The 26684-nt window shown below is 59.1% G+C and carries 19 protein-coding genes; 9 read left to right on the forward strand and 10 right to left on the reverse strand.

All coding sequences use genetic code 11. The features are described from left to right. Positions 1–12 precede the first annotated feature (12 nt). From alkB to AC6I7Z_RS13365, 3 genes are all read right to left on the reverse strand, one after another. Positions 13–654 carry a DNA oxidative demethylase AlkB gene (alkB, locus tag AC6I7Z_RS13355; protein WP_497814581.1) on the reverse strand — a complete coding sequence of 214 codons (642 nt, stop codon included), beginning with the start codon at positions 652–654 and terminating at the stop codon, positions 13–15. Next, the gene (gene apbE / locus AC6I7Z_RS13360) at positions 654–1679 is read right to left on the reverse strand and encodes an FAD:protein FMN transferase ApbE (RefSeq protein WP_497814582.1); all 1026 of its coding nucleotides are present in this window, start codon (positions 1677–1679) and stop codon (positions 654–656) included. Before apbE ends, alkB begins: the two co-directional genes overlap by 1 nt. A 548-nt stretch (positions 1680–2227) precedes the next feature. Further along, positions 2228–2683, reverse strand: coding sequence for a nuclear transport factor 2 family protein (locus tag AC6I7Z_RS13365; RefSeq protein WP_497814583.1), 456 nt, complete (start codon positions 2681–2683; stop codon positions 2228–2230). A gap of 105 nt (positions 2684–2788) precedes the next feature. Here AC6I7Z_RS13365 and AC6I7Z_RS13370 point away from each other — a divergent pair, with 105 nt between their 5' ends. Then, the gene (locus AC6I7Z_RS13370; protein WP_497814584.1) at positions 2789–3352 is read left to right on the forward strand and encodes a TetR/AcrR family transcriptional regulator; all 564 of its coding nucleotides are present in this window, start codon (positions 2789–2791) and stop codon (positions 3350–3352) included. A 25-nt stretch (positions 3353–3377) separates the two neighbouring features. Here AC6I7Z_RS13370 and ompC read toward each other — a convergent pair whose 3' ends face one another. Further along, a complete protein-coding gene (ompC, locus tag AC6I7Z_RS13375) occupies positions 3378–4490 on the reverse strand; it encodes a porin OmpC (RefSeq protein ID WP_497814585.1) in 1113 nt (370 codons plus the stop codon). A 927-nt stretch (positions 4491–5417) separates the two neighbouring features. Here ompC and AC6I7Z_RS13380 point away from each other — a divergent pair. Genes AC6I7Z_RS13380 through rcsB form a run of 3 tightly spaced genes read left to right on the forward strand, consistent with a single transcriptional unit; the run spans position 5418 to position 9902 of the window. Continuing rightward, positions 5418–6572 carry an MFS transporter gene (locus tag AC6I7Z_RS13380; RefSeq protein WP_497814586.1) on the forward strand — a complete coding sequence of 385 codons (1155 nt, stop codon included), beginning with the start codon at positions 5418–5420 and terminating at the stop codon, positions 6570–6572. A gap of 23 nt (positions 6573–6595) precedes the next feature. Then, entirely contained in the window at positions 6596–9250 is a 2655-nt protein-coding gene (gene rcsD / locus AC6I7Z_RS13385) for a phosphotransferase RcsD (RefSeq protein ID WP_497815447.1), read from the forward strand. A gap of 1 nt (position 9251) precedes the next feature. Next, positions 9252–9902: a response regulator transcription factor RcsB gene (gene rcsB / locus AC6I7Z_RS13390; RefSeq protein WP_033750421.1), complete on the forward strand. Its 651-nt coding sequence runs from the start codon at positions 9252–9254 to the stop codon at positions 9900–9902. Between the two features lie 62 nt (positions 9903–9964). On the opposite strand, the gene rcsC is transcribed toward rcsB, so the two are convergent. Continuing rightward, a complete protein-coding gene (rcsC, locus tag AC6I7Z_RS13395; protein ID WP_497814587.1) occupies positions 9965–12817 on the reverse strand; it encodes a two-component system sensor histidine kinase RcsC in 2853 nt (950 codons plus the stop codon). A gap of 192 nt (positions 12818–13009) precedes the next feature. Further along, the gene (gene gyrA, locus AC6I7Z_RS13400) at positions 13010–15649 is read right to left on the reverse strand and encodes a DNA topoisomerase (ATP-hydrolyzing) subunit A (RefSeq protein ID WP_497814588.1); all 2640 of its coding nucleotides are present in this window, start codon (positions 15647–15649) and stop codon (positions 13010–13012) included. A gap of 177 nt (positions 15650–15826) precedes the next feature. On the opposite strand from gyrA, the gene ubiG reads away from it, so the two are divergent. The 4 genes from ubiG to yfaE all read left to right on the forward strand — a co-directional run bounded on the left by ubiG (position 15827) and on the right by yfaE (position 20708). Continuing rightward, positions 15827–16555, forward strand: a complete 729-nt coding sequence (gene ubiG / locus AC6I7Z_RS13405) for a bifunctional 2-polyprenyl-6-hydroxyphenol methylase/3-demethylubiquinol 3-O-methyltransferase UbiG (RefSeq protein WP_033750429.1) — start codon at positions 15827–15829, stop codon at positions 16553–16555. Positions 16556–16950: 395 nt separating this feature from the next. Further along, on the forward strand, positions 16951–19236 hold the full coding sequence (gene nrdA / locus AC6I7Z_RS13410; RefSeq protein ID WP_033791630.1) for a class 1a ribonucleoside-diphosphate reductase subunit alpha: 2286 nt from the start codon (positions 16951–16953) through the stop codon (positions 19234–19236). Between the two features lie 78 nt (positions 19237–19314). Next, a complete protein-coding gene (nrdB, locus tag AC6I7Z_RS13415) occupies positions 19315–20445 on the forward strand; it encodes a class Ia ribonucleoside-diphosphate reductase subunit beta (protein WP_033750434.1) in 1131 nt (376 codons plus the stop codon). A 2-nt stretch (positions 20446–20447) separates the two neighbouring features. Next, on the forward strand, positions 20448–20708 hold the full coding sequence (gene yfaE / locus AC6I7Z_RS13420) for a class I ribonucleotide reductase maintenance protein YfaE (RefSeq protein ID WP_033791632.1): 261 nt from the start codon (positions 20448–20450) through the stop codon (positions 20706–20708). Positions 20709–20895: 187 nt separating this feature from the next. On the opposite strand, the gene AC6I7Z_RS13425 is transcribed toward yfaE, so the two are convergent. After that, entirely contained in the window at positions 20896–22092 is a 1197-nt protein-coding gene (locus AC6I7Z_RS13425; protein ID WP_497814589.1) for a nicotinamide mononucleotide deamidase-related protein YfaY, read from the reverse strand. Positions 22093–22259: 167 nt separating this feature from the next. Beyond that, the gene (gene elaB / locus AC6I7Z_RS13430) at positions 22260–22571 is read right to left on the reverse strand and encodes a stress response protein ElaB (RefSeq protein ID WP_033750444.1); all 312 of its coding nucleotides are present in this window, start codon (positions 22569–22571) and stop codon (positions 22260–22262) included. 272 nt (positions 22572–22843) lie between these two features. Between elaB and AC6I7Z_RS13435 the strand changes: the two genes are divergently transcribed. Further along, positions 22844–24502, forward strand: coding sequence for a glucan biosynthesis protein D (locus AC6I7Z_RS13435; RefSeq protein WP_497814590.1), 1659 nt, complete (start codon positions 22844–22846; stop codon positions 24500–24502). Positions 24503–24708: 206 nt separating this feature from the next. Here AC6I7Z_RS13435 and AC6I7Z_RS13440 read toward each other — a convergent pair whose 3' ends face one another. Next, the gene (locus AC6I7Z_RS13440; RefSeq protein ID WP_497814591.1) at positions 24709–25158 is read right to left on the reverse strand and encodes a GNAT family N-acetyltransferase; all 450 of its coding nucleotides are present in this window, start codon (positions 25156–25158) and stop codon (positions 24709–24711) included. 63 nt (positions 25159–25221) lie between these two features. Beyond that, complete coding sequence (nuoN, locus tag AC6I7Z_RS13445) at positions 25222–26679, reverse strand: NADH-quinone oxidoreductase subunit NuoN (RefSeq protein WP_497814592.1); 1458 nt, start codon at positions 26677–26679, stop codon at positions 25222–25224. Between the last annotated feature and the right edge of the window lie 5 nt (positions 26680–26684).

The raw sequence follows: 26684 nt of genomic DNA on the forward strand, positions 1-26684 counted from the left end.
ATCGCGCCGCGCTCAGAAGGCGCGGCGGAAGGTCAGGTTGTAGCGGAACGCGCCAGCCAGCGGATGATCGCCGGGCTTAAGCGGCAAAATACCGTGGTAGCGCAGGCGCGACGGCCCGCCCCACACCACCACGTCGCCATGCTCCAGCAGCACGCGCTGGGTGGCGTCGCCGCGCGCGAAGCCGCCGAACAGAAACACCGCCGGCAGCCCCAGCGACACCGACACAATCGGCTGACGCAGATCGCGCTCATCTTTATCCTGATGCAGCGTCAGCTTTGCGCCCGGCTCGTAGCGGTTGATCAGGCAGGCGTCGGGCGCGAACTGCGGGAATCCCGCCTCGCGCGCGCAGTCGAGCGCCAGCTGGCGAAACAGCGGCGGCATCGGCGGCCATTTGCGGCCATTCTCCGCATCCTGCTCGGTGTACTGATAGCCGCGCAAGTCGCTCGACCAGCCGAAGTCGCCGCAGTTGGTCATCGCCACCGACATGCGGTGGCCGCCCGGCGTGATGCGATGGTGGAACGGATTCTGCTGCGCCACCGCCAGCAGCGCCTCGATCAGCGCCGGCGCGTCGTCGCGCGCGCGGCGTCGCAAAATGGTCGCGCCGTCCGCCAGCGGCTCCTGCCATGGCGCTTCTTCACTAAACAGATCAAGCATTATTCCCCCTTGCGCCGCGACTCGTCGTCGATCAGAAAGGCTTTGAACTGCGGCGACATCCAGCTGACGAATTTATCGCCCTCTTTACTGATAAGGTAGACCGCCAGCTGCTGCTGCAGCGCCAGCGCCTTCGCCTTTTCGCTGCCCAGCACCATCAGGCCGGTATCCCAGCCGTCAGCTTCCAGCGCCGTGGTGGCGATCACCGTGGCGGAAACCAGCTTGTGCTCAATGGGGCGGCCGGTCGCCGGATCGATGACGTGTGAAATACGTTTGCCATCCAGTTCATAATAGTTGCGATAGCTGCCGGATGTGCTGATGCCGTGCCCCTGCAGGTCAACCCGCGCCTGTACGGCGTTTTCGCTGTCGGTGGGTTTCTGGATCGCCACGCGCCAGCGCTGGCCCTGCGCGTTCTCGCCGCGGCTCAATACCGCCCCGCCGACCGAAACCAGATAGTTGTTGATCCCTTCGCGCTCCATCAGGCGCGCCAGATGGTCGGTAGCGTAGCCTTCGCCCATAGTAGAGAGATCGACATAGAGTCCTGGCAGATCCTTTTGCAGCCACTGTCCTTCCACCGTCTGAAGAACGCGCAGGTGCTGTAGCCCGGTTTGCGCCTTCGCGGCAGCGATCTCCGCCTCCGTCGGGCTGTGGGCAGGCTGCTTCGCCGGGCCGAAGCCCCAGAGATTCACCAGCGGCCCCACGGTGATATCCATCGCGCCGCCGGTTTTCGCGCCGATACGCAAGGCCTCGGTGACGATATCCGCCATATCGGCGCTGACCGGCTGCGGCGCGTCGCCCTGATAGCGGTTAAAGCGCGACAGCACGGAGTCGGGTTTCCAGGTCGACAACGTCTGGTCATCCGCATCAAGCTGCTGCTGGATCGCCTGCTGCAGTGTCGCTTTGCGCGCGGCGTCGACGCCCGCCAGCGACACGCGCCACACCGTGCCCATGGTTTTGCCTTCCAGCACCATCGCCTGCGACGGCGTTTTGCTATCGCAGGCGCTCAGGGCGCAAACTGCCGCTGTCATTAGCAGAATATTCCAGTATCGCATTCTTCCCTCATCTGTAACGCTATATTCCAGCCTGAAACAAAGCATAAGTCGTTAGTAAAGTAGTCAAAAGCGGCTTGTAAACCCGCACTGCCTGACCCACTCTGGCAGGGAACCGGCTGATAACAGGAGGCCCCAATGATCTATCTGATTCTCGCGTTCGCAGGCGGACTATTTATTTTCAGTATTGTTAAGCTGCTGCAACAGCGGCGTCAAAAGCGCCTTGACTGGGGCGCGGCGCGCCAGCGTTGAGCAGATGTGCACCAAAATGCTGCGGCAGTGTAGCAAAGCAGGCGGGAAATCCGTGGCTGTGAGAGCGATCGAGCTGGCATGAATAGTGCACTGTTTAGACCGGGTTTAATTCCGGGAGGTGCAGCATGCGTAAATCATCATCAACGTTCGGTCAGTGGCAGCAGTGGCTGAGTTTCTCCGCGTTCACCCTGGCGGGGGTTGGATTTGAGGGCAGCGCCCCGCCACAGCCAAAAACGCCGCCTGCGGTCAGCCGCAGGCGGACGCTGCAGTCGTAGTTACATCCCCAGTTCGCTCAACCCCGGATGCTCGTCCGGGCGTCTGCCGAGCGGCCAGTGAAAGCGTCGTTCGCTGGCTGCTATCGGCAGGTCGTTAATGCAGGCGAAACGTTCGATCATCAGGCCGTCAGCGCCGAAGCGCCAGTTCTCATTGCCGTAGCTGCGGAACCAGTTGCCGCTGTCGTCATGCCATTCATAGGCAAAGCGCACCGCCAGCCGGTCGTCATGCCACGCCCATAGCTCTTTGATCAGCCGGTAATCCAGCTCTCGGATCCATTTGCGGCTGAGAAAGGCCACCACCTCTTCACGCCCCTGCACGCTTTCGCTGCGGTTGCGCCAGCGCGTCTCCAGACTATAAACCTGCGACACCCGCTGCGGATCGCGGCTGTTCCAGGCATCTTCCGCCATACGTACTTTTTCGATTGCGCTCTGTTCATCAAAGGGAGGAAGCAGCATTGTCGTCTCCTGCGGCTAAAGTCAGTAAGTAGACAGGTTTGTCTACTTGCTTTACTCTGCTGCATGTAGACAATTCTGTCTACTAAAAAAATGGGAGGCCTGATTATGCTCGCTCCGCTTGTTTTCGATCCTGCCGCCGCCGCCCGCGACCGCATCCTGGCTACGGCGCAGCGGCTCTTCTACCAGCAGGGCATTCGCGCCACCGGCGTTGATCGCGTGATCGCCGAAGCGGGCGTGACCAAAGTGACCTTCTACCGCCATTTCCCGGCGAAAAATCAGCTGATCGCGGCGGCGCTGGAGCAGCGGCATCAGCGCTGGATGAAGGGGTTCCAGCAGGCGCTGGCGCTGACGCCTTCTCTGCAGGATGCGCTACCTGCCGCGCTGAAAAGCTGGTTTCACGAAGCGGATTTTCGCGGCTGCGCCTTTATCAACGCCAGCGCGGAACTGGGCGAGAGCCTACCTGAAATCAGCGCGCTGATCCGGCGGCATAAGCAAGAGATGGCGGACGCCATCGCCCTCAGGCTGGCGCAAAGTGAACGCGGCAAAACTGGACAGATTATGTTGCTGGCGGAAGGCGCTATCGTGCGGGCGCAGCGGGGAGAAGAGGCGGAAGCGGTAATCGAGGATTTAGCCGCCGCGCTGACGGCGATCCTGCACAGGGGAGCGTAGCCCGCAGGCTACGCTCCTGAGCGGTTTAGAACTGATAAACCAGACCCAGCGCCACGGTGTCGTCGGTGTTGATGCCGGCCGCGTCGGTGAAGTCATTGTCGTCCATCAGGTTGATCTGGTAATCAACGTAGGTGGACATGTTTTTGTTGAAGTAGTAGGTCGCACCCACATCAACATATTTTTTCAGGTTCTGTTTGCCCCAGTTCTGAATGTCGGTGCCGCGTGAGGTCACGAACGCCAGAGACGGACGCAGGCCGAAGTCGAACTGATACTGCGCCACCAGCTCCCAGTTATCCGCCTTGTCGGCGAAACCATAGATGTCGTCGTCACTAGAGCCGAAGCGGGTGGCGTTGTAGGAACGGCTGTACATCGCCGCCAGGTAGATATTGTTGGCGTCATACTTCAGGCCGCCGGTGTAGACTTCCGCCTTGTCGCCGCGACCCAGAATGGCCGGATCGCCGCCGTTCTGATTGTTAGTGCGGTCAGACGAGAACATGGCAGCGCCGATGCCGAAGCCGGAGCCCAGATCGTAGGTGGTGCTCAGGCCCCAGCCGTCGCCGTTCTCGCCCAGCACGTCGCGGCCAGAGGTTTCGCGGCTCGGGTTGTCGTTTTTGCCCTGATACTGAACGGCGAAGTTCCAGCCGTCCACCAGGCCGAAGAAGTTAGAGTTGCGGTAGGTCGCCATGCCGTTGCCGCGCTGGAACATAAAGTTGTCCGCGCCGTAGGTGTCGCCGCCGAACTCCGGCAGGACGTCGGTCCATGCGCCGATGTCGTATGCCACGCCGTAGTTGCGGCCGTAGTCGAACGAGCCCGCATCGCCGAACTTGATACCGGCGAAGCCGACGCGCGTGTAGCTGTTAGCGGTGCCTTCGCTTTCCGCCGTGTTCAGCGCCGCCTGATATTCCCACTGGCCGTAACCGGTCAGCTGGTTGGAAATCTGGGTTTCGCCTTTGAAGCCGAAGCGCAGGTAAGACTGATCGCCGTCATTACCATCGTTGTCGGAGAAATAGTGCAGACCGTCGACTTTACCGAACAGATCTAATTTGTTGCCGTCTTTATTGTAGATTTCCGCTGCGCTTGCAGAACCCGCTGCGACCAGCAGCGCAGGGATCATCAGGGAGAGAACGCGACGTTTCATTTTATTGCCCTCTGTTATATGCCTTATTTTTGCCACTGCGAGCTGAACGCTTAAAAATTCAGCCGGCACGCCATTGTTATTTTATAAAGCGCAATAAGCCATCACGAAAATGCTACGAAATTTCCAAAACTGTTTCATAATGCGAAACAGTTATTTCCAGATGTAAATTTTGCGGAACTAATAACCAGCACATATAGATAAAAATTATCGCACAAAATATCAAATCATTTTTTATACTTTTACTTTCATGATGTTACATGTGGTGTTATATGAGCACTGAATGATAAAACATATGCGTCATCTGAGAATACAATAGATCCCGCTATCATCATTTATTTCATTATTACCTTCATTCACCCCGAATGAGATGTTTACCCTAATTTCCCGCCGGACCTGTATGTCCGGCATTTTTTTGCCCGAAATTTGACCTTCTCGCCACCTTCGAAAGTAAACTTAATTAACGACACTAAAATAACGTCGCCGACAGCCGGCATTTATTGCTAATAATCGCACGTCTGGCTAATTAACCCTCTCAACATTTCCCATGTTAATTTATCACCGTAATAAAGCGACGCTTCTCATGGGATGCCTCTCTTATTTAATCGCCCTGCTGCGCACGCCGCAAAATATCGCCATAAAGCGTGCAGAATATCATCGCCTTATCGATAGCGGCGAGTCAGCGCCTGACGACGTAAGCCTCGGCCAGACGGAGTAAGGAGGTTACGTCCAGGGTGGAAAAGAGATGCCAGGGTCATCAGCTTTTTCGGAAAGCGGCCAGGAAAGTTCTGGAAAAGTTCAGAGACGGGATAAAAGTCGTTAAAATGCCGACTTTCACGCCGGTTTATCGCCGCCCTGCCCTCACCGGCAGCGCATGCGGCTGCGGCTTTGATGCTACACTTCGTCGCTTTATTACTCACGAATATCACTATGACCGCAATGGACGCCGCCCCACCCAGGAAACTTCACAGCCATGTCAGCCTGGGAACACGCCTTGTTTTTCTTATCGCCGGTCTCGGCATGTCCTCCTGGGCGCCGCTGGTGCCGTTCGCCAGCCAGCGGCTGGCGCTGAGCGGCGCGTCGCTGGGCGCGCTGCTGCTCTGCCTGGGCATCGGTTCGCTGGCGGCGATGCCGGTGACCGGCGCGCTGGTAGCCCGGTTCGGCTGCCGCCGGGTCATGCTCGGCTCGACGCTGGTGATTCTGGCGACGCTGCCGCTGCTGGCGACGCTGGAAGCCATGTGGATGATGGCCGCAACGCTGATGGTTTTCGGCGCCGGGCTGGGCATGCTGGACGTGGCGATGAACGTGCAGGCGGTCGAGGTGGAAAAAGCGGCCAGCAAGCCGATGATGTCCGGCTTCCACGGCTTTTTTAGCCTCGGCGGTATTTTAGGCGCGGGCGCGATTAGCCTGCTGCTCGGCGCCGGGCTGTCGCCGCTGGCGTCGGTAGGGCTGGTGCTGCTTCTGATGGCGCTGCTGCTGGCGGCCAGCCTGCCGACGCTGATGAGCGAGCGCCTGCATCAGCCCGATCAGCCGTGGCTGGTGGTGCCGCGCGGCTTCGTCGCCTTCCTCGGCCTGCTCTGCTTTATTCTGTTTCTCGCCGAAGGCGCGGTGCTCGACTGGGGCGCGCTGCTGCTGCTGCAGCGTCCCGGCATGTCCACCGCGCACGCCGGACTCGGCTATGCGATCTTCTCAGTGGCGATGACTATTGGCCGCCTTACCGGCGACCGCATTATTCACCGCTTCGGCCGTTTTCCCGTGATGCTGACGGGCGCGCTGATCGCGTCGGCCGGCCTGGCGCTGGCGGTATTTCTGCCCTGGCCGCAGATGGCGCTGCTCGCTTTCCTGCTGGTGGGCTTCGGTTTGTCTAATACGGTGCCGATGTTATTCAATGCTGTCGGGAATCAACGGGATATGCCCTCTAATCTGGGGATTTCCGCCATGACAACGCTGGGATATGCGGGTATTCTCTCAGGTCCGGCCTTAATCGGATTTATTTCTCAATGGCTGAGCCTCAGCGGTGCCTTTCTGCTTATCGCGCTGCTGCTGCTGGCTGTGGCCGCCAGTGCCCGACTGGTTGCGCGATGATTTCAGGTGCCTGACACGCTATGTTGCCCTTTAAGTTTCCAGTGACATCCGGCAATGTCACCCGCTTTTTTGTGATTTTCAATCTGGTGCTGCTGCTGGCGCTGGGCTTTATGGTCCATAACTCGGTCAACGCCTGGCTGACCGAGAAACGCTATGCCATGGCCGATCTGGCGCGCGCGACGCAAAAGCGCATCGACGCCTATCGCTTCGCCACCTGGCAAATTTACGAGAATCTCGCCACCAGCGCGGCGGGGAGCGCGCCGAATAGCAGCCTGCAGGAGACGCGGCTGCGTCCGGACGTCTACTATCTGGAAAAAACCCGCCGCAAAACCGAAGCGCTGATCTTCGGCTCGCACGATAGCAGCACGCTCGATATGACCATGCGCATGTCGAGCTACCTCGATACGCTGTGGGGCGCGGAAAATCCCACCTGGTCGATGTATTTCCTTAACGGCCAGGACAACAGCCTGATTATGATCTCCACGCTGCCGCTGAAGGATATGGCGACGCGCTATAAAGAGAGCGCCATCAGTTCGCTGGTGGACGGTCGCCGCGCCGAAATGCTGCAGCAGGCGAATGCGCTGGACGAGCGTGAAAGCTTCTCGCCGCTGCGCCACTTCGCTTTCCAGAACGATCATTACTTTACGCTGCGCACCACCTTTAATCAGCCGGGCCATCTGGCGACGGTGGTCGCCTTCGATCTGCCGATCAACGATCTGACGCCGCAGAATATGCCGATTGAAAACTTCCAGCTGCGTCAGGACGCCGCGCTGCCCGCCGCAAGCGATGCGGAAGAGGGCGAGAGCACGCAGATCGCCATCGTCAATCCTGACCTGGAGATCGCCGCAAGCCTGCCGAGCACGCCGCTGCAGCTGGTTTATCGCGTGCCGCTTACCAGCCTGATGATGGATACGCTGCATAATCTGCTGTGGCCGCTGCTGGTGAATCTGCTGCTGTTTCTGCTCTCTTTCACCGGTATGACGCTGCTGCGCCAGCAGTCGCTGCGCCCAAGCGAAAACCAGAGCGCGGAGCTCGATTCGCTGCGCGTACTGAACGAAGAGATCGTCGCCAGCCTGCCGGTCGGCCTGCTGGTGTATGACTTCGCCAGCAACCGCACCATTCTCAGCAATAAGATCGCAGAACATCTTTTGCCGCATCTGAATCTGCAAAAAATCATTAATATGTCCGACCAGCATCAGGGCGTGCTGCAGGCGACCATCAACAACGAAGTCTATGAGATCCGCCACGCGCGCAGCGTGCTGTCGCCCCATACCCAGCTGTTTTTGATGCGCGATCAGGATCGCGAGCTGCTGGTGAATAAGAAGCTGCAGAAGGCGCAGCAGGTGCTGGATCGCAACCATCAGATGCGCCAGCAGCTGCTGCAAAATCTCGGTCACGCCCTTAACCGTCCGCTGGAAAACGTGGTGGCGCAGCTGGTGCAGCTCAGCCAGCGCGACGAAGATGAAACCGTGCTCGACCTGCTGGACGAGAGTCAGGGTCTGGCGCGGCTGGTGGACGATATCGTCCTGCTTAACCGCCTGGAGGCGCACGACTGGTCGCCTGACGCCAGCGTTTTCAACCTGCAGGAGCTGCTGGACGAGATCGCGCTGGAAAGCCTGCCGCTGATGCGCCGCAAGGGGCTGTCGCTGGTCGTGAATAACCTGCAGCCCAACGATGAGCAGCGCTTCGGCGACCGCCGCGCGCTGCGTAAAGTGCTCGCCACGCTGATGCACTATGCGCTGACCACCACGCGCTGGGGCAAGATCTCGCTGACGGTGAGCGCCGACGAGGCGCATCCGGAGCGTTTGCTGATCCAGCTGGTGGATACCGGCGCAGGACTGACCGTCGACGAGCTGGCGAACGCCGACTTTCCGTTCCTCGGCGAAACCAGTCAGGATCGCTACGGTCAGGCGTCCGGCATGGCCTTTTTCCTCTGTAAGCAGCTGTGCAAACAGATGGGCGGCAGCCTGGAGATTACCGCGAAACCGGATATCGGCACGCGCTACAGCATTCAGCTTCCGCTGGCGGTAGAGCCGCGGCCGGAAGAGGAAGAGGAGAAGCTGCTGGACGGCGTGACCGCGCTTATCGAGATCGAGGTGGAAGATGTCTACAAGATCGTCTGCCGCCATCTGGAGAACTGGGGCGCGCGCTGCCTGTCGCCCGAAGAGCGGCTGTCAGGCCAGGAACATGACGTGCTGGTGACCGACGATCCCAACAAGCTGAGCGGCTGGGCGCTGCTGCTGGCGGAGGATGAGCTGGGTCACCACGCGCTAAACGATCGGCAATACCGGGTCAACTTCAATCTCAGCAATGCGCTGCAGGATGCGCTGCTGGCCCTGATTGAACAACAGCTGGCCCATGATTCCATGGATGAGAGTACAGAAGACGAGGAATTAACCCCGCTGCTCAGCGGCGGCTACTTCCAGCTGTTTACCGAGACAGTACCGCCTGATGTAAAGAGACTGTATACTGAGTCGGCGGAAAAGGACTACGCCATGCTTGCTCAGACAGCGCATCGCCTGAAAGGCGTGTTTGCCATGCTTAACCTGACGCCAGGCAAACAGCTTTGTGAAGAGTTAGAACTGCACATCAAAGCATGTGACGATTCAAACATTACAAATACCACCAGTGCCATTGACGCTTACGTCAATGAACTGCTGCAGCAAGGTAACCAATAAGATGAATAACTTAAATGTAATTATTGCCGATGACCATCCAATTGTTCTTTTCGGTATCCGAAAATCTCTGGAACAAATTGAATGGGTCAACGTTGTAGGTGAGTTCGAAGACTCAACAGCACTGATTAACAGCCTGTCAAAACTTGACGCCAATGTCCTGATCACCGATCTCTCCATGCCTGGCGAGAAATATGGCGATGGCATCACGCTGATCAAATATATCAAACGTCACTATCCGGACCTGTCGATTATTGTTCTGACCATGAACAACAACCCGGCAATTCTGAGCGCCGTGCTGGATCTGGATATCGAAGGCATCGTGCTGAAACAGGGCGCGCCGACCGATCTGCCGAAAGCGCTGGCTGCGCTGCAAAAAGGCAAGAAGTACACGCCGGAAAGCGTCGCGAAACTGCTGGAGAAGATCAGCGCCGGCGGCTATGGCGACAAGCGTCTGTCGCCGAAAGAGAGCGAAGTGCTGCGCCTGTTCGCTGAAGGCTTCCTGGTGACGGAGATCGCCAAGAAACTGAACCGCAGCATCAAAACCATCAGCAGCCAGAAAAAATCGGCGATGATGAAGCTGGGCGTCGATAACGATATCGCCCTGCTGAACTATCTCTCCTCCGTCAGCGCCACCCAGATCGACAAAGACTAACGCGTTGTTCAGACGGCGCTCAGGCGCCGTCTGGTTTTCTGCGTCACCAGACTAACCTCCGCCTACCCTTCCCGCGCTTTCCTTACCCGCTCCGCGTAAACCGCCAGCGTCGTCTTCAGCACGTCCAGCGTCACCGGTTTCGACAGGCAGTTATCCATGCCGGCCTCCATACAGCGCTGCTTCTCTTCCGCCAGCGCGTTAGCGGTAACGCCGATCACCGGGAAAACGTGACCAAGCTGACGCAACCGCTGCGTCAGTCGATAGCCGTCCATATTCGGCATGTTGACGTCGCTCAGCACGATATCGATCTCGCTGCGGCTGATGACGTTAAGCGCGTCGACGCCGTCCTGAGCGGTTTTCACCTGATAGCCCAGCGTACCGAGCTGCTCCGACAGCAGCATGCGGTTAATAGGATGGTCGTCGACAATCAGGATCATAATGTCGTCGTTGCTGATCACCTCTTCCGCCGGCGCGGAGAGCGCGAGGTTGGTCGCCGTGTCGCTCTGAATGGCGATGCGGTAGATGCGCGCCAGCAGGCTCGGCAGCTCGTGCGGCGTCGCCGTGCTGTGCAGCCAGCGTCCCGGCGCGATTTCACGCGGCATAGCGATATGGGCGCCGCTGAAGACGATCACCGCCCGCAGCGTCTGCTCGCCTTCCGGCTCATAGTCGGTGATCAGCACGTCGTCGCTGCCGCCTTTGCCGTTATACGGCAGGATAGCGATACCCTGCTGCTGCAGATCGCGCTCGATAAAGCTGGCGAGATAGTCGTTGCGCATATCGATCCACAGGGTTTTGTCGTGCAGCCCGTCAAGCAGCGGCGGCGCAGGATGCTGACCGTTATAGACCGGGATGCGCACGATAAACTGGCTGCCCATGCCCGGCTCGGAGTCCACCTCGATATCGCCGTCCATCATGTTGGTCAGCTTTTCGCAAATGGCGAGGCCGAGGCCGGTGCCCTGAAAGTTGCGCTGCACGCCGTTGCCCACCTGGAAGAAAGGATCGAACAACCGCGTAATCTCTTTGCCTGGGATCCCCACGCCGGTATCGCGAATGCGGAACGCCAGATAGCCCTCTTTCACATAGGCATGCAGAATAATGCAGCCGGTGTGGGTGAACTTGATGGCGTTGTTAAGCAGGTTGGAGATCACCTGCTGCAGCCGCAGCGGATCGCCATCCAGCGCCAGCGGCACGTCATGCTCGATAAAACAGTAAAGCGTCAGCCGCTTCTTCATCACCAGCGAGAGATAGTTGCCGGCGATGTGGCTGAGGACTTCGCGCGGCGAGAAGGGACGCGGCTCGATCTTCAGCTGTTCCGACTCAATCTTGGAGAAGTCGAGAATATCGCTGATGATCTTCAGCAGCAGGCTCGACGAGTTGTTCATCGCGGTGACCAGCGAATCGACCTCTTTCGGCAGCTGTTTGGTCTGCAGCAGATCGAGGTTGCCGATAATGCCGTAGAGCGGCGTGCGCAGCTCGTGGCTGACGGTGGCCAGGAACATCGACTTCGACTGGCTCGCCTGCTCTGCCGCCTGCGCCATCTCCTGCAGCGACTGCTCCATGCGCACGCGCGCGGAGACGTCCACCAGCACGCAGATCGCCACGTTTTCGTTGCGGTAGCGCGAGTGCACAAAGCTGATTTGCAGGTTGGTGTTGCTGCCGGTCAGCACATCGACGAAGTTGACCTGCTGGCTGCCGATGATTTCATTGAGCCGCTGGCGATCTTCCTGCGTCAGCAGCGTCAGATAGTTGTGCGCCAGCTCGTTGCTGAGAATATTGGTGCCGTCGCGGGTGCGCAGAATGCAAATGCCCACCGGCGCCGAGGCGACGATTTTGCGGTTGAACTGCTCATGCTCTTCCAGCCGGTGCGCATTCTCCTCGGCCGGCAGGAACATCCGACGCTCAAACAGCCAGGCCAGGGTGAAAAGCACAATCGCGCTGAGCAGATTGAGCAGCAGCGCGTTGATGATCATCAGCTTGAGCTGATCCACCAGCACGCGGGTCGACACCGACCACACCACGTTGAGATCGGAAGGCGGCAGCGGCTTTTTCAGCACCAGCTGGCGATAGCCGTCGAGGTAACCGAACCAGCTGGTGTCGTCCGACAAATCGTTAAGCGAGAAGCCGGCGCCGCCGCGACGAGACGTCAGCAGCGGTCGGTAATTCTCATCGACGATGGTGGCCACCACCGGCAGGCTGCCAGGCTGGATAAACTCGTCCAGCCGAATATTCTGTTCAACGCCCAGCAGCGCCTGCAGCTTATTGGCGACGTAAACCGGCACCATCATATAAAAGGTGCCGACGCCCGGCTGCGCGCTGGCGTTAACCCAGTAGACAGGATTGCGACGCTCTTCGTCGTTGCCGTTGCGATAGCGCAGCACGCGCTCGCGCAGCGCCTTGAGGCTGCGTTCGCGATCCACATTGCCGCTGCCGATGGTGAAGTCCGCCAGGCACTGGCTTTCGCCGCCGATAAAAAAGACGCGGTTCAGCTCGTAGGTCGAGGCGAAATTGCTTTTCCAGTAGTTGATGTAGTAGCTGAGCGAATCGAGCGAGTTGCGCCAGGTGTTGCTCATCGAGGAGCAGTCGCCGTCGGAAAAGAGCGGCGTAAACTGCGGCAGCGTCGATTTGCCCGGCAGCACGCCGTTGATCATATCCAGGCCGCTGCTGGCGCTGGTGAGGCGGTTTTCCGTGATGAACTTCAGCTCGCGCATCACGTCCGCGGAGTGGCGCACATACCATTCCGCCTGGCCATAGTTGCTGGCGAACTCTTGCCGCACGCTGGTCTCTTTGTCATGCAGCACGCTGATGATAAAGAAGGTGGTCAGCACCGCGCCCAGCGTCCAGAGCAGCAGCGCCAGCGCACGGAACAGGTAGCGCGAAATGCGCAGCGTGGTTCGAAAAGAGACCAGATATTTCAAGGGAAACTCACTACGGCAAGGTTAATAACGGGCTGGCTTCAGAATGCTCATTACACTAGCTTTATCAGGGGAGAAAAGCCAGTCGGCATCTGCGCTTAACGTGCCGCGCCGCAAAAAGCAACGGCAGGTCGGGTTGCCCTTTCCTGCCGTAAAATTGAGTGCCGCCTTCCCTGGCGGCGCAAGCGCGAAGCGTTACTCTTCTTCGTCCGCTTCCGGCGCGTCGTCTTCCGCTTCCGCTTCCGGCGCGATATCGTCCTCGCCTTCCGCTACGCTGCCGTCGATGGCGTCGAGCTCTTCCTCTTCCACCGGTTCGGCCACGCGTTGCAGACCCACCACGTTCTCATCTTCCGCGGTACGGATCAGGATCACGCCCTGGGTGTTACGGCCGACGATGCTGACCTCAGAGACGCGGGTGCGCACCAGCGTGCCGGCATCGGTGATCATCATGATCTGATCGCTGTCGACCACCTGCACCGCGCCAATCACCGGACCGTTACGCTCGGTGACTTTAATAGAGATGACGCCCTGCGTGGCGCGGGAACGGGTCGGGTACTCGCTAATCGCGGTACGCTTGCCGTAGCCGTTTTGCGTTACGGTAAGAATGGCGCCCTCTTCACGCGGCACGATCAGCGACACCACGCGATCCCCTTCCGCCAGCTTGATGCCGCGCACGCCCGAGGCGGTACGGCCCATGGCGCGAACGGCGTTTTCCGCGAAGCGCACTACTTTGCCGCCGGCAGAGAAGAGCATCGCTTCGTCGTTGCCGTTGGTCAGCGCCACGCCGATCAGCTCGTCATCTTCGCGCAGGTTCACCGCGATGATGCCCGCGCTGCGCGGACGACTGAACTCCTGCAGCGCCGTTTTCTTCACGGTGCCGCTGGCGGTCGCCATAAAGATGTTGAAGCCTTCGGTATATTCGCGCACCGGCAGGATGGCGGTAATGCGTTCGTCAGGCTGCAGCGGCAGCAGGTTGACGATCGGACGACCGCGCGCCCCGCGGCTCGCTTCCGGCAGCTGGTAAACCTTCATCCAGTAGAGACGGCCGCGGCTGGAGAAGCAGAGGATAGTGTCGTGGGTGTTGGCCACCAGCAGACGATCGATAAAATCCTCTTCCTTGATGCGCGCCGCCGACTTGCCTTTGCCGCCGCGACGCTGCGCTTCGTAGTCCGAAAGCGGCTGATACTTCACGTAGCCCTGATGCGACAGCGTCACCACCACATCTTCCTGATTGATCAGGTCTTCGATGTTGATGTCGGCGCTGTTGGCGGTGATCTCGGTGCGGCGTTCGTCGCCGAACTGGTCGCGCATGGCGATCAGCTCTTCCCTGATCACTTCCATCAGACGCTCGGCGTTCATCAGGATGTTGAGCAGCTCGGCGATCTGCTCCAGCAGCTCTTTGTACTCGTCGAGCAGTTTTTCATGCTCAAGTCCGGTGAGCTTCTGCAGACGCAGATCGAGGATCGCCTGCGCCTGCTGTTCGGTCAGGTAGTAGCGACCGTCGCGGATGCCGAACTCGTCGTCCAGCCACTCCGGACGTGCGGCGTCGTCGCCCGCGCGCTCCAGCATGGCGGCAACGTTGCCCAGATCCCACGCCTGCGCGATCAGGCCCGCTTTCGCTTCTGCCGGGTTCGGCGCGCGGCGGATCAGCTCGATAATCGGATCGATGTTGGCCAGCGCGATCGCCAGACCTTCAAGGATATGGGCGCGGTCGCGCGCTTTGCGCAGTTCGAAAATGGTGCGGCGCGTCACGACTTCGCGACGATGGCGCACAAAGGCTTCGAGGATCTCCTTCAGCGTCATGATCTTCGGCTGGCCCTGATGCAGCGCCACCATGTTGATGCCGAATGAGACCTGCAGCTGCGTCAGCGAATAGAGATTGTTCAGCACCACTTCGCCGACCGCATCGCGCTTCACTTCAATCACGATGCGCATGCCGTCTTTGTCTGACTCGTCGCGCAGCGCGCTGATGCCTTCGACGCGCTTCTCTTTTACCAGCTCGGCGATCTTCTCAATCAGACGCGCTTTGTTGACCTGGTAAGGGATCTGGTGCACCACGATGGTTTCGCGGCCGGTTTTGGCGTCAGTTTCCACTTCGCCACGGGCGCGAATGTAGATCTTGCCGCGTCCGGTGCGATACGCCTCTTCAATGCCGCGACGGCCGTTGATGATGGCGGCGGTCGGGAAATCGGGCCCCGGAATGTGCTCCATCAATCCTTCGACGCTGATATCTTCGTCGTCGATATAGGCGAGGCAGCCGTTGATCACTTCCGTCAGGTTGTGCGGCGGAATATTGGTCGCCATCCCGACCGCGATGCCGGAGGAACCGTTCACCAGCAGGTTAGGGATTTTGGTCGGCAGAACTTCAGGGATCTGCTCGGTGCCGTCATAGTTCGGCACGAAGTCGACGGTCTCTTTTTCCAGGTCTGCCAGCAGATCGTGCGCGATACGCGACATGCGCACTTCGGTATAACGCATCGCCGCGGCGGAGTCGCCGTCGACGGAACCGAAGTTGCCCTGTCCGTCCACCAGCATGTAACGCAGGGAGAAAGGCTGAGCCATGCGGACGATGGTGTCGTAAACGGCGGAATCCCCGTGCGGGTGATATTTACCGATAACGTCACCGACCACACGGGCGGATTTCTTATAGGGTTTGTTCCAGTCGTTACCCAGTTCGCTCATCGCGTAGAGCACGCGGCGGTGGACAGGCTTCAGGCCGTCACGAACATCGGGTAAGGCTCGGCCAACAATGACCGACATGGCGTAATCGAGGTAGGAGCTCTTTAACTCTTCTTCGATATTGACCGGTGTAATTTCTCTTGCAAGGTCGCTCATGGAGCCGCATTCCCTCTACATATGCCCGGATTTTAAAGGTGCGAAAGTATATCACACCCCGGCCCGCTGGTGAACGTTAACCACCGTTTTCCGGCGCTTTTCGTCACGCCGGAAAGGTGCCCCCGAAAGCAATAAGCGTTTATACTCAGTCAACATTTTTTCTGGAGTAATGATTCAATGAATGCACAACCGCAGGAAACCCAGCCCAACGTCGATGCGCAGGAAATCGCTAAGTTTGAGGCGGTCGCCTCGCGCTGGTGGGATCTCGAAGGCGAATTCAAGCCTCTGCATCGCATCAACCCGCTGCGCCTGGGCTTTATCGCGCAGCACAGCAACGGCTTGTTCGGCAAAAAAGTGCTGGACGTCGGCTGCGGCGGCGGCATCCTGGCGGAGAGCATGGCGCGCGAAGGCGCAGAGGTCACCGGTCTCGATATGGGCGCCGAGCCGCTGCAGGTAGCGCGCCTGCACGCGCTGGAACAGGGGGTGACGCTCGACTACGTGCAGCAGACGGTGGAAGATCACGCCGAGGCGTTCGCCGGCCAGTATGACGTGGTGACCTGTATGGAGATGCTGGAGCACGTGCCGGATCCGCGTTCGGTGGTGCACGCCTGCGCCCGTCTGGTGAAGCCGGGCGGCGAGGTGTTCTTCTCTACCATCAACCGCAACCCGAAGGCCTGGCTGATGGCGGTATTTGGCGCGGAATATGTGCTGCGCATGGTGCCGCGCGGCACTCACGACGTGAAGAAATTTATCCGCCCTTCCGAGCTGCTGGGCTGGGTCGACGAAACCGCACTGCGCGAGCAGCACATCATTGGCCTGCACTACAACCCGCTGAGCGACAAGTTTCGCCTCGGCCGCGGCGTCGACGTGAACTACATGGTGCATACCCGCCACGTGAAAAAGTAACCTACTGGCGCGCAAGGCGATTGCGCGCCTGTTATCTTGCCCTCATCGTTTTTTCTCTCTCTGCCGCTCCGCCGCTAGACCTTTGTCGGGAAAAAACACAGCGATGTGCGAAAAATCAGCGGTCGATCAAAATCTCGAATTTTTTAGCCTGGCAGTTGACACGCCCCTGGGCCTTATAAGTCGCGGGGTTAAGAAATTCCGCACAAAATACAAGCCCCACAGCCATCATTTTTCTGTCTTGTTATCTGGCGTCAGGTCACTAGAATAACCTCCATATTGTTACTCAATCTCTCCTAACCCCCAACATATAGTGTTTATCCACAGAATTATTCACATTGAATAACCCTGTGAATAAACAGGGGACTCTTTTTCACTTACGGATGGTATAACGCGACATGAATCAAAGTCTGCTCGTTACTAAACGCGATGGCCGCCAGGAACGCATTGATCTCGATAAGATTCACCGGGTACTCGACTGGGCCGCTGAAGGGCTGAACAACGTCTCTGTCTCCCAGGTTGAACTGCGCTCCCATATCCAGTTCTACGATGGCATCAGAACCTCTGATATCCATGAGACCATCATCAAGGCCGCAGCAGACCTGATCTCGCGCGACGCGCCGGACTATCAATACCTTGCTGCCCGTCTGGCGATCTTCCACCTGCGTAAAAAAGCCTACGGCCAGTTCGAGCCGCCGAAGCTGTACGATCAGGTGGTGCGCATGGTTGAGATGGGCAAATATGACCCTCATCTGCTGGAAGACTACACGGTTGAAGAGTTCGAGCAGATGGACGGCTTTATCGACCACTGGCGCGATATGAACTTCTCCTACGCGGCGGTTAAGCAGCTGGAAGGCAAATACCTGGCGCAGAACCGCGTCACCGGCGATATCTACGAGAGCGCGCAGTTCCTCTATATCCTGGTCGCCGCCTGCCTGTTCTCCGGCTATCCGCGCGACACGCGTATGGACTACATCAAGCGCTTCTACGACGCGATCTCTACCTTTAAGATTTCGCTGCCGACGCCGATCATGTCCGGCGTGCGCACCCCGACGCGCCAGTTCAGCTCCTGCGTGCTGATCGAGTGCGGCGACAGCCTCGACTCCATCAACGCCACCTCCAGCGCCATCGTGAAGTATGTGTCGCAGCGCGCCGGCATCGGCATCAACGCCGGCCGTATTCGCGCGCTGGGCAGCCCGATCCGCGGCGGCGAAGCGTTCCACACCGGCTGTATTCCGTTCTACAAGCACTTCCAGACCGCGGTGAAATCCTGCTCGCAGGGCGGCGTTCGCGGCGGCGCGGCGACGCTGTTCTACCCGATGTGGCATCTGGAAGTAGAAAGCCTGCTGGTGCTGAAGAACAACCGCGGCGTTGAAGGCAACCGCGTGCGTCACATGGACTACGGCGTGCAGATCAACAAGCTGATGTATCAGCGTCTGCTGAAGGGCGAAGAGATCACCCTGTTCAGCCCGTCCGACGTGCCTGGCCTCTACGACGCTTTCTTTGCCGATCAGGACGAGTTTGAGCGCCTCTACACCAAATATGAGAAAGACGACAGCATCCGCAAACAGCGCGTGAAAGCAGTCGATCTCTTCTCGCTGATGATGCAGGAGCGCGCCTCCACCGGCCGTATCTACATCCAGAACGTCGACCACTGCAACACCCACAGCCCGTTCGACGCCAGCATTGCGCCGGTGCGCCAGTCTAACCTCTGCCTGGAGATCGCGCTGCCGACCAAACCGCTGGAAGATGTCAACGACGAGAACGGCGAAATCGCCCTTTGTACGCTGTCGGCGTTCAACCTCGGCGCAATCGAGAGCCTCGACGATCTCGAAGAGCTGGCGACCCTGGCGGTACGCGCCCTCGACGCCCTGCTCGACTATCAGGACTACCCGATTCCGGCCGCGAAGCGCGGCGCGATGGGCCGCCGCACCCTGGGTATCGGCGTGATCAACTTCGCTTACTACCTGGCGAAGAACGGCGTGCGCTACTCCGACGGCAGCGCCAACAACCTGACGCACAAAACCTTCGAAGCGATTCAGTACTACCTGCTGAAAGCCTCGAACGAGCTGGCGAAAGAGCAAGGCGCCTGCCCGTGGTTCAACGAAACCACCTACTCGCAGGGCATTATGCCGATCGATACCTATAAAAAGGATCTCGACAGCATCTGCAACGAGCCGCTGCACCTGGACTGGGACGGCCTGCGCGAGTCGATCAAGACGCACGGTCTGCGCAACTCCACGCTCTCCGCGCTGATGCCGTCCGAGACCTCATCGCAGATCTCCAACGCCACCAACGGCATCGAGCCGCCGCGCGGCCATATCAGCATCAAAGCCTCTAAAGACGGCATTCTGCGTCAGGTGGTGCCGGAGTATGAGCGTCTGAAAGATCAGTACGAGCTGCTGTGGGAAATGCCGTCCAACGACGGTTATCTGCAGCTGGTCGGCGTAATGCAGAAGTTTATCGATCAGGCGATCTCCTCCAACACCAACTACGATCCGTCGCGCTTCGCCAACGGCAAGGTGCCGATGAAGCAGCTGCTGAAAGATCTGCTGACCGCGTATAAGTTCGGCGTGAAAACGCTCTACTACCAGAACACCCGCGACGGTGCGGAAGACGCGCAGGACGATCTGGCGCCGTCTATCCAGGATGACGGTTGCGAAAGCGGCGCCTGTAAGATTTAAGGTTGGGCGGGAGCGCGTCTCCCGCCTGCGTTATTTCACGGGGCCGCGCTGCGCCCCGTCTACATTTGGACAGTTTGTATGGCTTACACTACGTTCTCACAGAATAAAAACGATCAGCTGAAAGAACCGATGTTCTTTGGTCAGTCCGTCAACGTGGCGCGCTTCGACCAGCAGAAATATGACATTTTTGAAAAGCTGATTGAAAAGCAGCTCTCCTTTTTCTGGCGTCCGGAAGAGGTCGACGTCTCGCGCGACCGCATCGACTATCAGGCGCTGCCGGAGCATGAGAAGCATATCTTTATCAGCAACCTGAAATACCAGACCCTGCTCGACTCGATTCAGGGCCGCAGCCCGAACGTCGCGCTGCTGCCGCTGATTTCCATTCCCGAGCTGGAAACCTGGGTGGAAACCTGGGCGTTCTCCGAGACCATCCACTCGCGCTCTTATACCCATATCATCCGCAACATCGTTAACGATCCGTCGCTGGTGTTCGACGATATCGTCACTAACGAGCAGATCCTCGCGCGCGCGCAGGATATCTCGAAGTACTACGACGATCTGATCGAGATGACCAACTACTGGCATCTGCTGGGCGAAGGTACGCATCAGGTTAACGGCAAGAGCGTGACCGTGAACCTGCGCGCGCTGAAAAAGCAGCTCTATATCTGCCTGATGAGCGTTAACGCGCTGGAGGCGATTCGCTTCTACGTCAGCTTCGCCTGCTCTTTCGCCTTCGCCGAACGCGAACTGATGGAAGGCAACGCCAAGATTATTCGTCTGATTGCCCGTGACGAAGCGCTGCACCTGACCGGCACTCAGCATATGCTGAACCTGATGCGCACCGGCGAAGACGATCCAGAGATGAAAGAGATCGCCGCCGAATGCCGTCAGGAGTGTTTCGATCTGTTCAAGAAGGCGGCCGAGCAGGAGAAAGAGTGGGCGGAATATCTGTTTAGCGGCGGTTCGATGATCGGCCTGAACAAAGATATTCTCTGCCAGTACATCGAGTACATCACCAATATCCGTATGCAGGCAGTGGGCCTGGATCTGCCGTTCCAGACGCGCTCTAACCCGATTCCGTGGATTAACTCCTGGCTGGTGTCGGACAACGTGCAGGTTGCGCCGCAGGAAGTGGAAGTCAGCTCCTACCTGGTGGGTCAGATCGACTCGGAAGTGGGCGAAGACGACTTTAACGATTTCCAGCTGTAAGTATGAGCCGTGCCGTTATTATCCTGCGCAGCTCCGGCCAGCGGCTGGAGTGCGCAGAGCATCACCCTAACCTGCTGACGACGCTTGAAGCGCATAATCTGTGCGTGGAGTTTCAGTGTCGCGAAGGCTACTGCGGTTCGTGCCGCACGCGCCTGCTGAAGGGCGAAGTTCACTATGCCGAAACGCCGCTGGCGTTTGTGGAGCAGGGCGAGATTTTACCCTGCTGCTGTCTGGCGAAGGGCGAGATTGAAATCGAGCTGTAGCCAGCTGCTTTTCACTGACAGACCACGCAATAGTTAAAACGCGGAAGGCAGAAAGCGAAGAGCAAAGCGTCCCGCGCCAGGGATGGCGCGGGCCGAGCTGGCAGGGATGCCGCTTTTTGCGTCTTTGCGATCGCTTTCTGCCTTCCGCGTAGGCTCACAAAGCGACAGACGCCTCCGCTACCCTGTTTTACAGCTTCACCGACTCCAGCACGTCAATCCAGCCGTGGCCGGTGCTGACCTCGCTGCCGTGCAGCCAGCGGCGCAGCATATTCATCGCCATCATCGCCACCACCTTCTGCCGCGTCTCCAGATTGTGGCGACCGTGGGTAAACTTCACCCGCTGTCCCCAGCTCGCTTCCGGCGTATGCAGCGCCAGCGAAACTTCGCCCTCTTCCAGCGCGCCGGTCGACAGCGCCAGCACCGTGCCCTGATGCGCCGCTAGCGCGCGCGTACGCTGCACCTGCGCCTCCAGATCTTCGCCGTGCGCCGGCAGGATTTCCGCCGCGCTCAGCGGCACCTCCGCCGCCGCCAGCTGCCAGTGCAGCAACCCAGCGGTGTACTGCTCGCTAAGCGCCAGACGAAAGCCGCGATCCTTGAGTTCGCGCGCCAGCAGCGCCGGCAGGCCTTCTGTGCCCTCAAAAATAGTGCACTCCGCCAGCAGCAGACGCACCTGCTGCCAGACCTGCTCCATCGCCACGCGCTGGGAGGCCGGTCCGGTGAGTTTGATTTCGATAATCGGCATTGAAGAGCGATAGCCCATCACCACGCCTTCCGGCAGCGCCAGCGGCTCCAGCTCGGCGGCGATATCGCTCTCGCCGCGGCCGAAGGTTGTGAGGCGCAGGCAGAGCGGTGGTTCAGGCAGGTCGAACTGCTGCTTGAGGCGCGGCAGAATCTGCTGCTCCACCATCACCTTAAACTCAGAGGGCACGCCGGGCGTAAAGAAGATCCAGCAGCGATTCAGCCGCAGCGCAAAGCCGCAGGCGGTGCCGACCGGATTATCCAGCATTTCGGCATTGGCGGGGATCTCCGCCTGCTTGCGGTTACTCGCCGCCATCACGCGGCCGCGGCTGGCGAACCAGGCCTCGATGTTGTCCAGCCATGCCTGATGCAGCACCAGCTCGACGCCGCAGGCTTTCGCCGCCGCCAGCGCGCTGAGATCATCGCTGGTTGGGCCGAGGCCGCCGTTGACGATCAGCACGTCCGCCACCTCGCTGCGCGCCTGCAGCGTTTCCACCAGCGACGACAGCGAATCGCCTACCGTGCTGCGGCTGCTCATCGGCAACCCGTTCTGAAACAGCACATCCGCCAGCCAGGCGGCGTTGGTATCGACGATTTGGCCGTGCAGCACCTCATCCCCTGTAGACAGCATCTCGACTCTTATCACGTGTTCATCTCCTTTTGTCCATCGATCTACTGTAGGAAGCGGGCTGAGTAAACTCAACACAATAGTGCGCTTTTCGCGTCAGCAGGCAGTAAGGGGCAAAACAAGAGAGAATGCGAGGAAGGGAAAAACAAACGGCGGGTCGCCCCGCCGTTTTTAGCAGCGACCTCTTAGCGACGCGCCAGCAGCAGACCTAGCACCAGACCGGCGGCTGCGCCGATGCCGATACCCTGCCAGGGTTTCTCATGCACGTAGTCGTCGGCGCGATAAGCGACGTTTTTCGCGCGATAGTAGTAGCTGTCGGAAGCCTGGCTTACGCGTGACTTCACATCTTCCAGCGCCTGCTCCGCTTTGGTTTTGAGCTCGATGTACTTCTGATCGGTCGGATCGCCTGACGACTTCAACACCTCTTCCAGCGTCTCGGTCAACAGCGCCAAATCATCATCCAGATTGGTGTCGAAAGCTTCTGTCTCTTTTACCATCATTTCCTCCGTGTCATTTACAAAGCAGTCTCTTAACTATAGCGGCAAAATTGCTGTTTGCAGGATGGTTTCACCAGGATTCCCCCGAGTTTCCCTCAGCGCGACCTCGGACGAAATTCCTCAGCCTTCTTGATTAATCTGATAAATTTAAGGCGGACTGAATTTTTCATCTGGCAGACTGTCGTACCCTGCTGTTATCTGCGCTTTTACAGCACCTGCGCGCAGAGCAGGACAGTCACAACACACTCGAACGCTAAGGAATAATTTCTGGCATGAATCGAAGAATGTTTATGAAAGCGTCAATGGCCTTCTCCGCCGTCAGCGGCATGACCGGCCTGTCCACGCTGTTTGCGCAATCCGCCTGGGCAGAGGATGGCATTGCAGACGGTGCCGCCGTGCGCTTCGATTTCGATGTACTGAAAAAGAAAGCCGCCGCGCTGGCGAAGCAGCCCTGGGGCGGCGCGCCGGGCGCGCTGCCGGAGACGCTGGCGACGCTGACGCCGCAGGCGTACAACGAAATTCAGTACGACGCCGGTCACTCGCTGTGGAACAACATCCCCGATCGTCAGCTCGACGTGCAGTTTTTCCACGTCGGCATGGGTTTTAAGCGCCGCATCCGCATGTTCTCGGTCGACGCCGAGAGCCGCGAAGCGCGCGAGATCCACTTCCGCCCTGAACTGTTTAACTACAACAACGCGAAGGTGGATACGCAGCAGCTGGTGGGCAAAAACGATCTCGGCTTCGCCGGCTTCCGCGCCTTTAAAAAACCGGAGCTGGCGCGCCGCGATATCGTCTCTTTCCTTGGCGCCAGCTACTTCCGCGCCGTGGACGACACTTATCAGTACGGCCTCTCTGCGCGCGGCGTGGCGGTCAATACCTTCAGTAACGGCGGCGAGGAGTTTCCCGACTTCACCGCATTCTGGTTCGAAACGCCGAAAGCGGACGACACCACCTTTGTCGCCTACGCCCTGCTGGACGGCGCCAGCGTTACCGGCGCCTATAAGTTCACCATTCATTGCGAGGCGAACCGCGTGGTCATGGAGGTGGAGAACCATCTTTACGCGCGCAAAGAGATCCGCCAGCTCGGCATCGCGCCGATGACCAGCATGTTCAGCTGCGGCACCAACGAGCGCCGCATGTGCAACACCTATCATCCGCAGATCCACGACTCCGATCGCCTGGCGATGTGGAGCGGCAGCGGCGAGTGGATCGCGCGTCCGCTGAATAACCCGCAGAAGCTGCAGTTCAACGCCTATCAGGATGAGAACCCGCGCGGCTTCGGCCTGCTGCAACTCAATCACGATTTCAAAGATTATCAGGATGTTATCGGCTGGTATGACAAACGCCCCAGCCTGTGGGTCGAGCCGGTCGGCAAATGGGGCAAAGGCGCCATTAATTTGATGGAGATCCCGACCACCGGCGAAACGCTGGATAATATCGTCTGCTTCTGGCAGCCAGCCGAGCCGGTGAAGGCGGGCAGCGAATTCAGCTTCTCCTACAAGCTTTACTGGAGCGGCCTGCCGCCGGTGCGCAGCGGTCTGGCGCGCGTCGACGCCACCCGCACCGGTATCGGCGGCTTCCCGGAAGGCTGGGCGCCAGGCGAGCACTTCCCTGAGACGTGGTGCCGTCGCTTCGCCATCGATTTCGTCGGCGGCGATTTGAAAGCGGCCGCGCCGAAGGGCATCGAGCCGGTGATTACCCTTTCATCCGGCACCTTTAAGCAGGTGGAGATCCTTTACGTCGAGCCGATGAACGGCTATCGCATCCTGTTCGACTGGTATCCCGACAGCGACGCCACGACGCCGGTGGAGATGCGTCTGTTCCTGCGCACCAAAGATGAAACCCTGAGCGAGACCTGGCTCTATCAGTATTTCCCACCGCCGGCGGATCAGCGCAAATATGTTGATGACCGCCAGATGACGGTAGGCTAAAAGAGAAATAAAAACGGCGAGCTTATTAGCTCGCCGATGCAAACCGCAACCAAGTCAGAGAGCGGGTGACATGGACCGAAGAGCAAAGCGTCCTGCGCCAGGGATGGCGCAGGCCGAGCTGGCATGGATGCCGTTTTTTGCGTCTTTGCGATCGGGCCATGTCACTCGCGTCGGCGCGGACCCTGCGGCCTTTTAGCTCGCCATTTTTATTTACGCATATCAATATGCGGAATATTGTCTTCCAGATAGATCTCGCCGACTGCCTGAAAACCGAGGCGGCCATAAAAATCCTGCAGGTGCGCCTGCGCCGACAGATAAACCCCGCGCTCCGGCCAGTGCCTTTCGCAGCTGCGCAGCGCCTGCTCCATTAGTCGGTTGCCGAGATTCAGACCGCGCGCGCTGGCAGAGACGATCACGCGCCCAATCGCCACCGGCGCGGCTTCGTCTGCGGGCGTTAAAATACGCGCGTAGGCCACCAGCTCATCACCGCGCATCCCCAGAATATGGCGGTTATCCGCCACCAGATCCTGACCGTCGACGTCCAGATAGGGACAGCTCTGTTCCACGATGAACACTTCACAGCGCAGCGCCAGCAGCGCGTAAAGCTGCTGCGCGCTCAGTTCGCTGTGATGCCTGTCCTGCCAGCTGATATCCATAGGCTCTCCTGAAGACAAAAAAAATCAGGCCCGAGGGCCTGATTTCACAAGGGTAAACGCAGTTTACATCAGCGGCTGCGCCATCTGCACCAGCGTAATCAGCGGCTGCGGATAAACGCCGAGCAGCAGCACCAGAATCGCGGAGATCAGCACGACCACGCCGCCGGCGGTAAACGCCCAGTTGGCAGGCGTATCGCGCGTATGCAGCTCCGGCGGGCTGAGGTAGAGACTCACGGTCACGCGCAGATAGTAGTAGAGACCGATGGCGCTGCCGACAACCACGGCCGCCGTCAGCCACCACAGCTTCGCGTTGACGCCGGAAGCGATCACGTAGAATTTGCCGATAAAGCCGAGCGTCATTGGAATGCCGGCCAGCGACAGCATCATCACCGTCATCACCGCCGACAGCACCGGACGGTGCCAGAACAGGCCGCGATAGGAGTAGAGCGAATCAGCGTCCGGGCCGCGGTACGGGCTGGACATCAGGCTGACGACGCCAAACGCGCCCAGGCTGCTGAACAGGTAGCCCGCCAGATAAACGCCTGCGGTCTCCAGCGACAGCTGATGGGTTTTCACCGCGATCAGCGCCACCAGCAGATAGCCGAGATGCGCAATCGAGGAGTAGCCCAGCAGACGTTTAATGTTGCTCTGCGAAATCGCCATCAGGTTGCCGAACAGAATCGACACGAAGGCGATCAGGCCCAGCACGGTGCGCACGGCCTCGCTGTCGGTCAGCGGCGCGTACATAAACAGACGCATGATGACGCCGAAGATGGCGATCTTGCTGGCGGTGGCGAGAAAGGTCGACACCGGCGCAGGCGCGCCCTGATAGACGTCCGGGGTCCAGAGGTGGAACGGCACCAGCGACAGCTTAAAGCCGAGGCCGATAATCATCATGCCGAGACCTACCAGCAGCAGCGGCTGCTGGATCATGGCGTCGTTCAGGCTCTCTCCCAGCTTCACGAAGCTCAGGCTGCCGGAATCGGCATAGATCAGCGCGATGCCAAACAGCAGGAAAGAGGAGGCGGCCGCCGACAGAATGGTATATTTCAGCGCCGCTTCCAGCGAACGTTTCTGCCGGAAGGCGTAGCCGATCATACCGAACAGCGGCAGCGACAGCAGCTCGACGCCAATAAACAGCGACGCCAGATGGTTGGCGCTCGCCAGCACGATGCCGCCCAGGGTTGCAATCAGCACCAGCAGATAGAACTCATCCTTGTTGTCCGGAAAACCAGCCAGCCAGGGATAGGCGAAGGTACAGGTCGCCAGGCTCGCCAGGATCACCAGCGCGGTGTAAAACACGGCGTAAGGATCGACCCGCAGCAGCGGCGTCACGTCCATGGCGCCCGCCTGCCCCACAAACCAGAGCGAAACCAGCGCCAGGTTAAGACCGATGACCGTCAGCGTGGCGTTAACAAAGTGGTTGCGTCGCCAGGCAATGGACAGCATCACAACCACCACCGTCAATCCGACGATCAACAGCGGCAGCAACGCGATCAATTGTTGAAAAGTTATTGTCATGGCGA

The organism is Pantoea sp. X-Soil-MYKO-1289, from assembly GCF_059730625.1.

Coding starts and splice junctions, on each gene's coding strand:
- alkB (WP_497814581.1), bottom strand. CDS start 654: ATGCTTGATCTGTTTAGTGAAGAAGCGCCATGGCAGGAGCCGCTGGCG.
- apbE (WP_497814582.1), bottom strand. CDS start 1,679: ATGACAGCGGCAGTTTGCGCCCTGAGCGCCTGCGATAGCAAAACGCCG.
- AC6I7Z_RS13365 (WP_497814583.1), bottom strand. CDS start 2,683: ATGCTGCTTCCTCCCTTTGATGAACAGAGCGCAATCGAAAAAGTACGT.
- AC6I7Z_RS13370 (WP_497814584.1), top strand. CDS start 2,789: ATGCTCGCTCCGCTTGTTTTCGATCCTGCCGCCGCCGCCCGCGACCGC.
- ompC (WP_497814585.1), bottom strand. CDS start 4,490: ATGAAACGTCGCGTTCTCTCCCTGATGATCCCTGCGCTGCTGGTCGCA.
- AC6I7Z_RS13380 (WP_497814586.1), top strand. CDS start 5,418: ATGACCGCAATGGACGCCGCCCCACCCAGGAAACTTCACAGCCATGTC.
- rcsB (WP_033750421.1), top strand. CDS start 9,252: ATGAATAACTTAAATGTAATTATTGCCGATGACCATCCAATTGTTCTT.
- gyrA (WP_497814588.1), bottom strand. CDS start 15,649: ATGAGCGACCTTGCAAGAGAAATTACACCGGTCAATATCGAAGAAGAG.
- ubiG (WP_033750429.1), top strand. CDS start 15,827: ATGAATGCACAACCGCAGGAAACCCAGCCCAACGTCGATGCGCAGGAA.
- nrdA (WP_033791630.1), top strand. CDS start 16,951: ATGAATCAAAGTCTGCTCGTTACTAAACGCGATGGCCGCCAGGAACGC.
- nrdB (WP_033750434.1), top strand. CDS start 19,315: ATGGCTTACACTACGTTCTCACAGAATAAAAACGATCAGCTGAAAGAA.
- yfaE (WP_033791632.1), top strand. CDS start 20,448: ATGAGCCGTGCCGTTATTATCCTGCGCAGCTCCGGCCAGCGGCTGGAG.
- elaB (WP_033750444.1), bottom strand. CDS start 22,571: ATGGTAAAAGAGACAGAAGCTTTCGACACCAATCTGGATGATGATTTG.
- AC6I7Z_RS13435 (WP_497814590.1), top strand. CDS start 22,844: ATGAATCGAAGAATGTTTATGAAAGCGTCAATGGCCTTCTCCGCCGTC.
- AC6I7Z_RS13440 (WP_497814591.1), bottom strand. CDS start 25,158: ATGGATATCAGCTGGCAGGACAGGCATCACAGCGAACTGAGCGCGCAG.
- nuoN (WP_497814592.1), bottom strand. CDS start 26,679: ATGACAATAACTTTTCAACAATTGATCGCGTTGCTGCCGCTGTTGATC.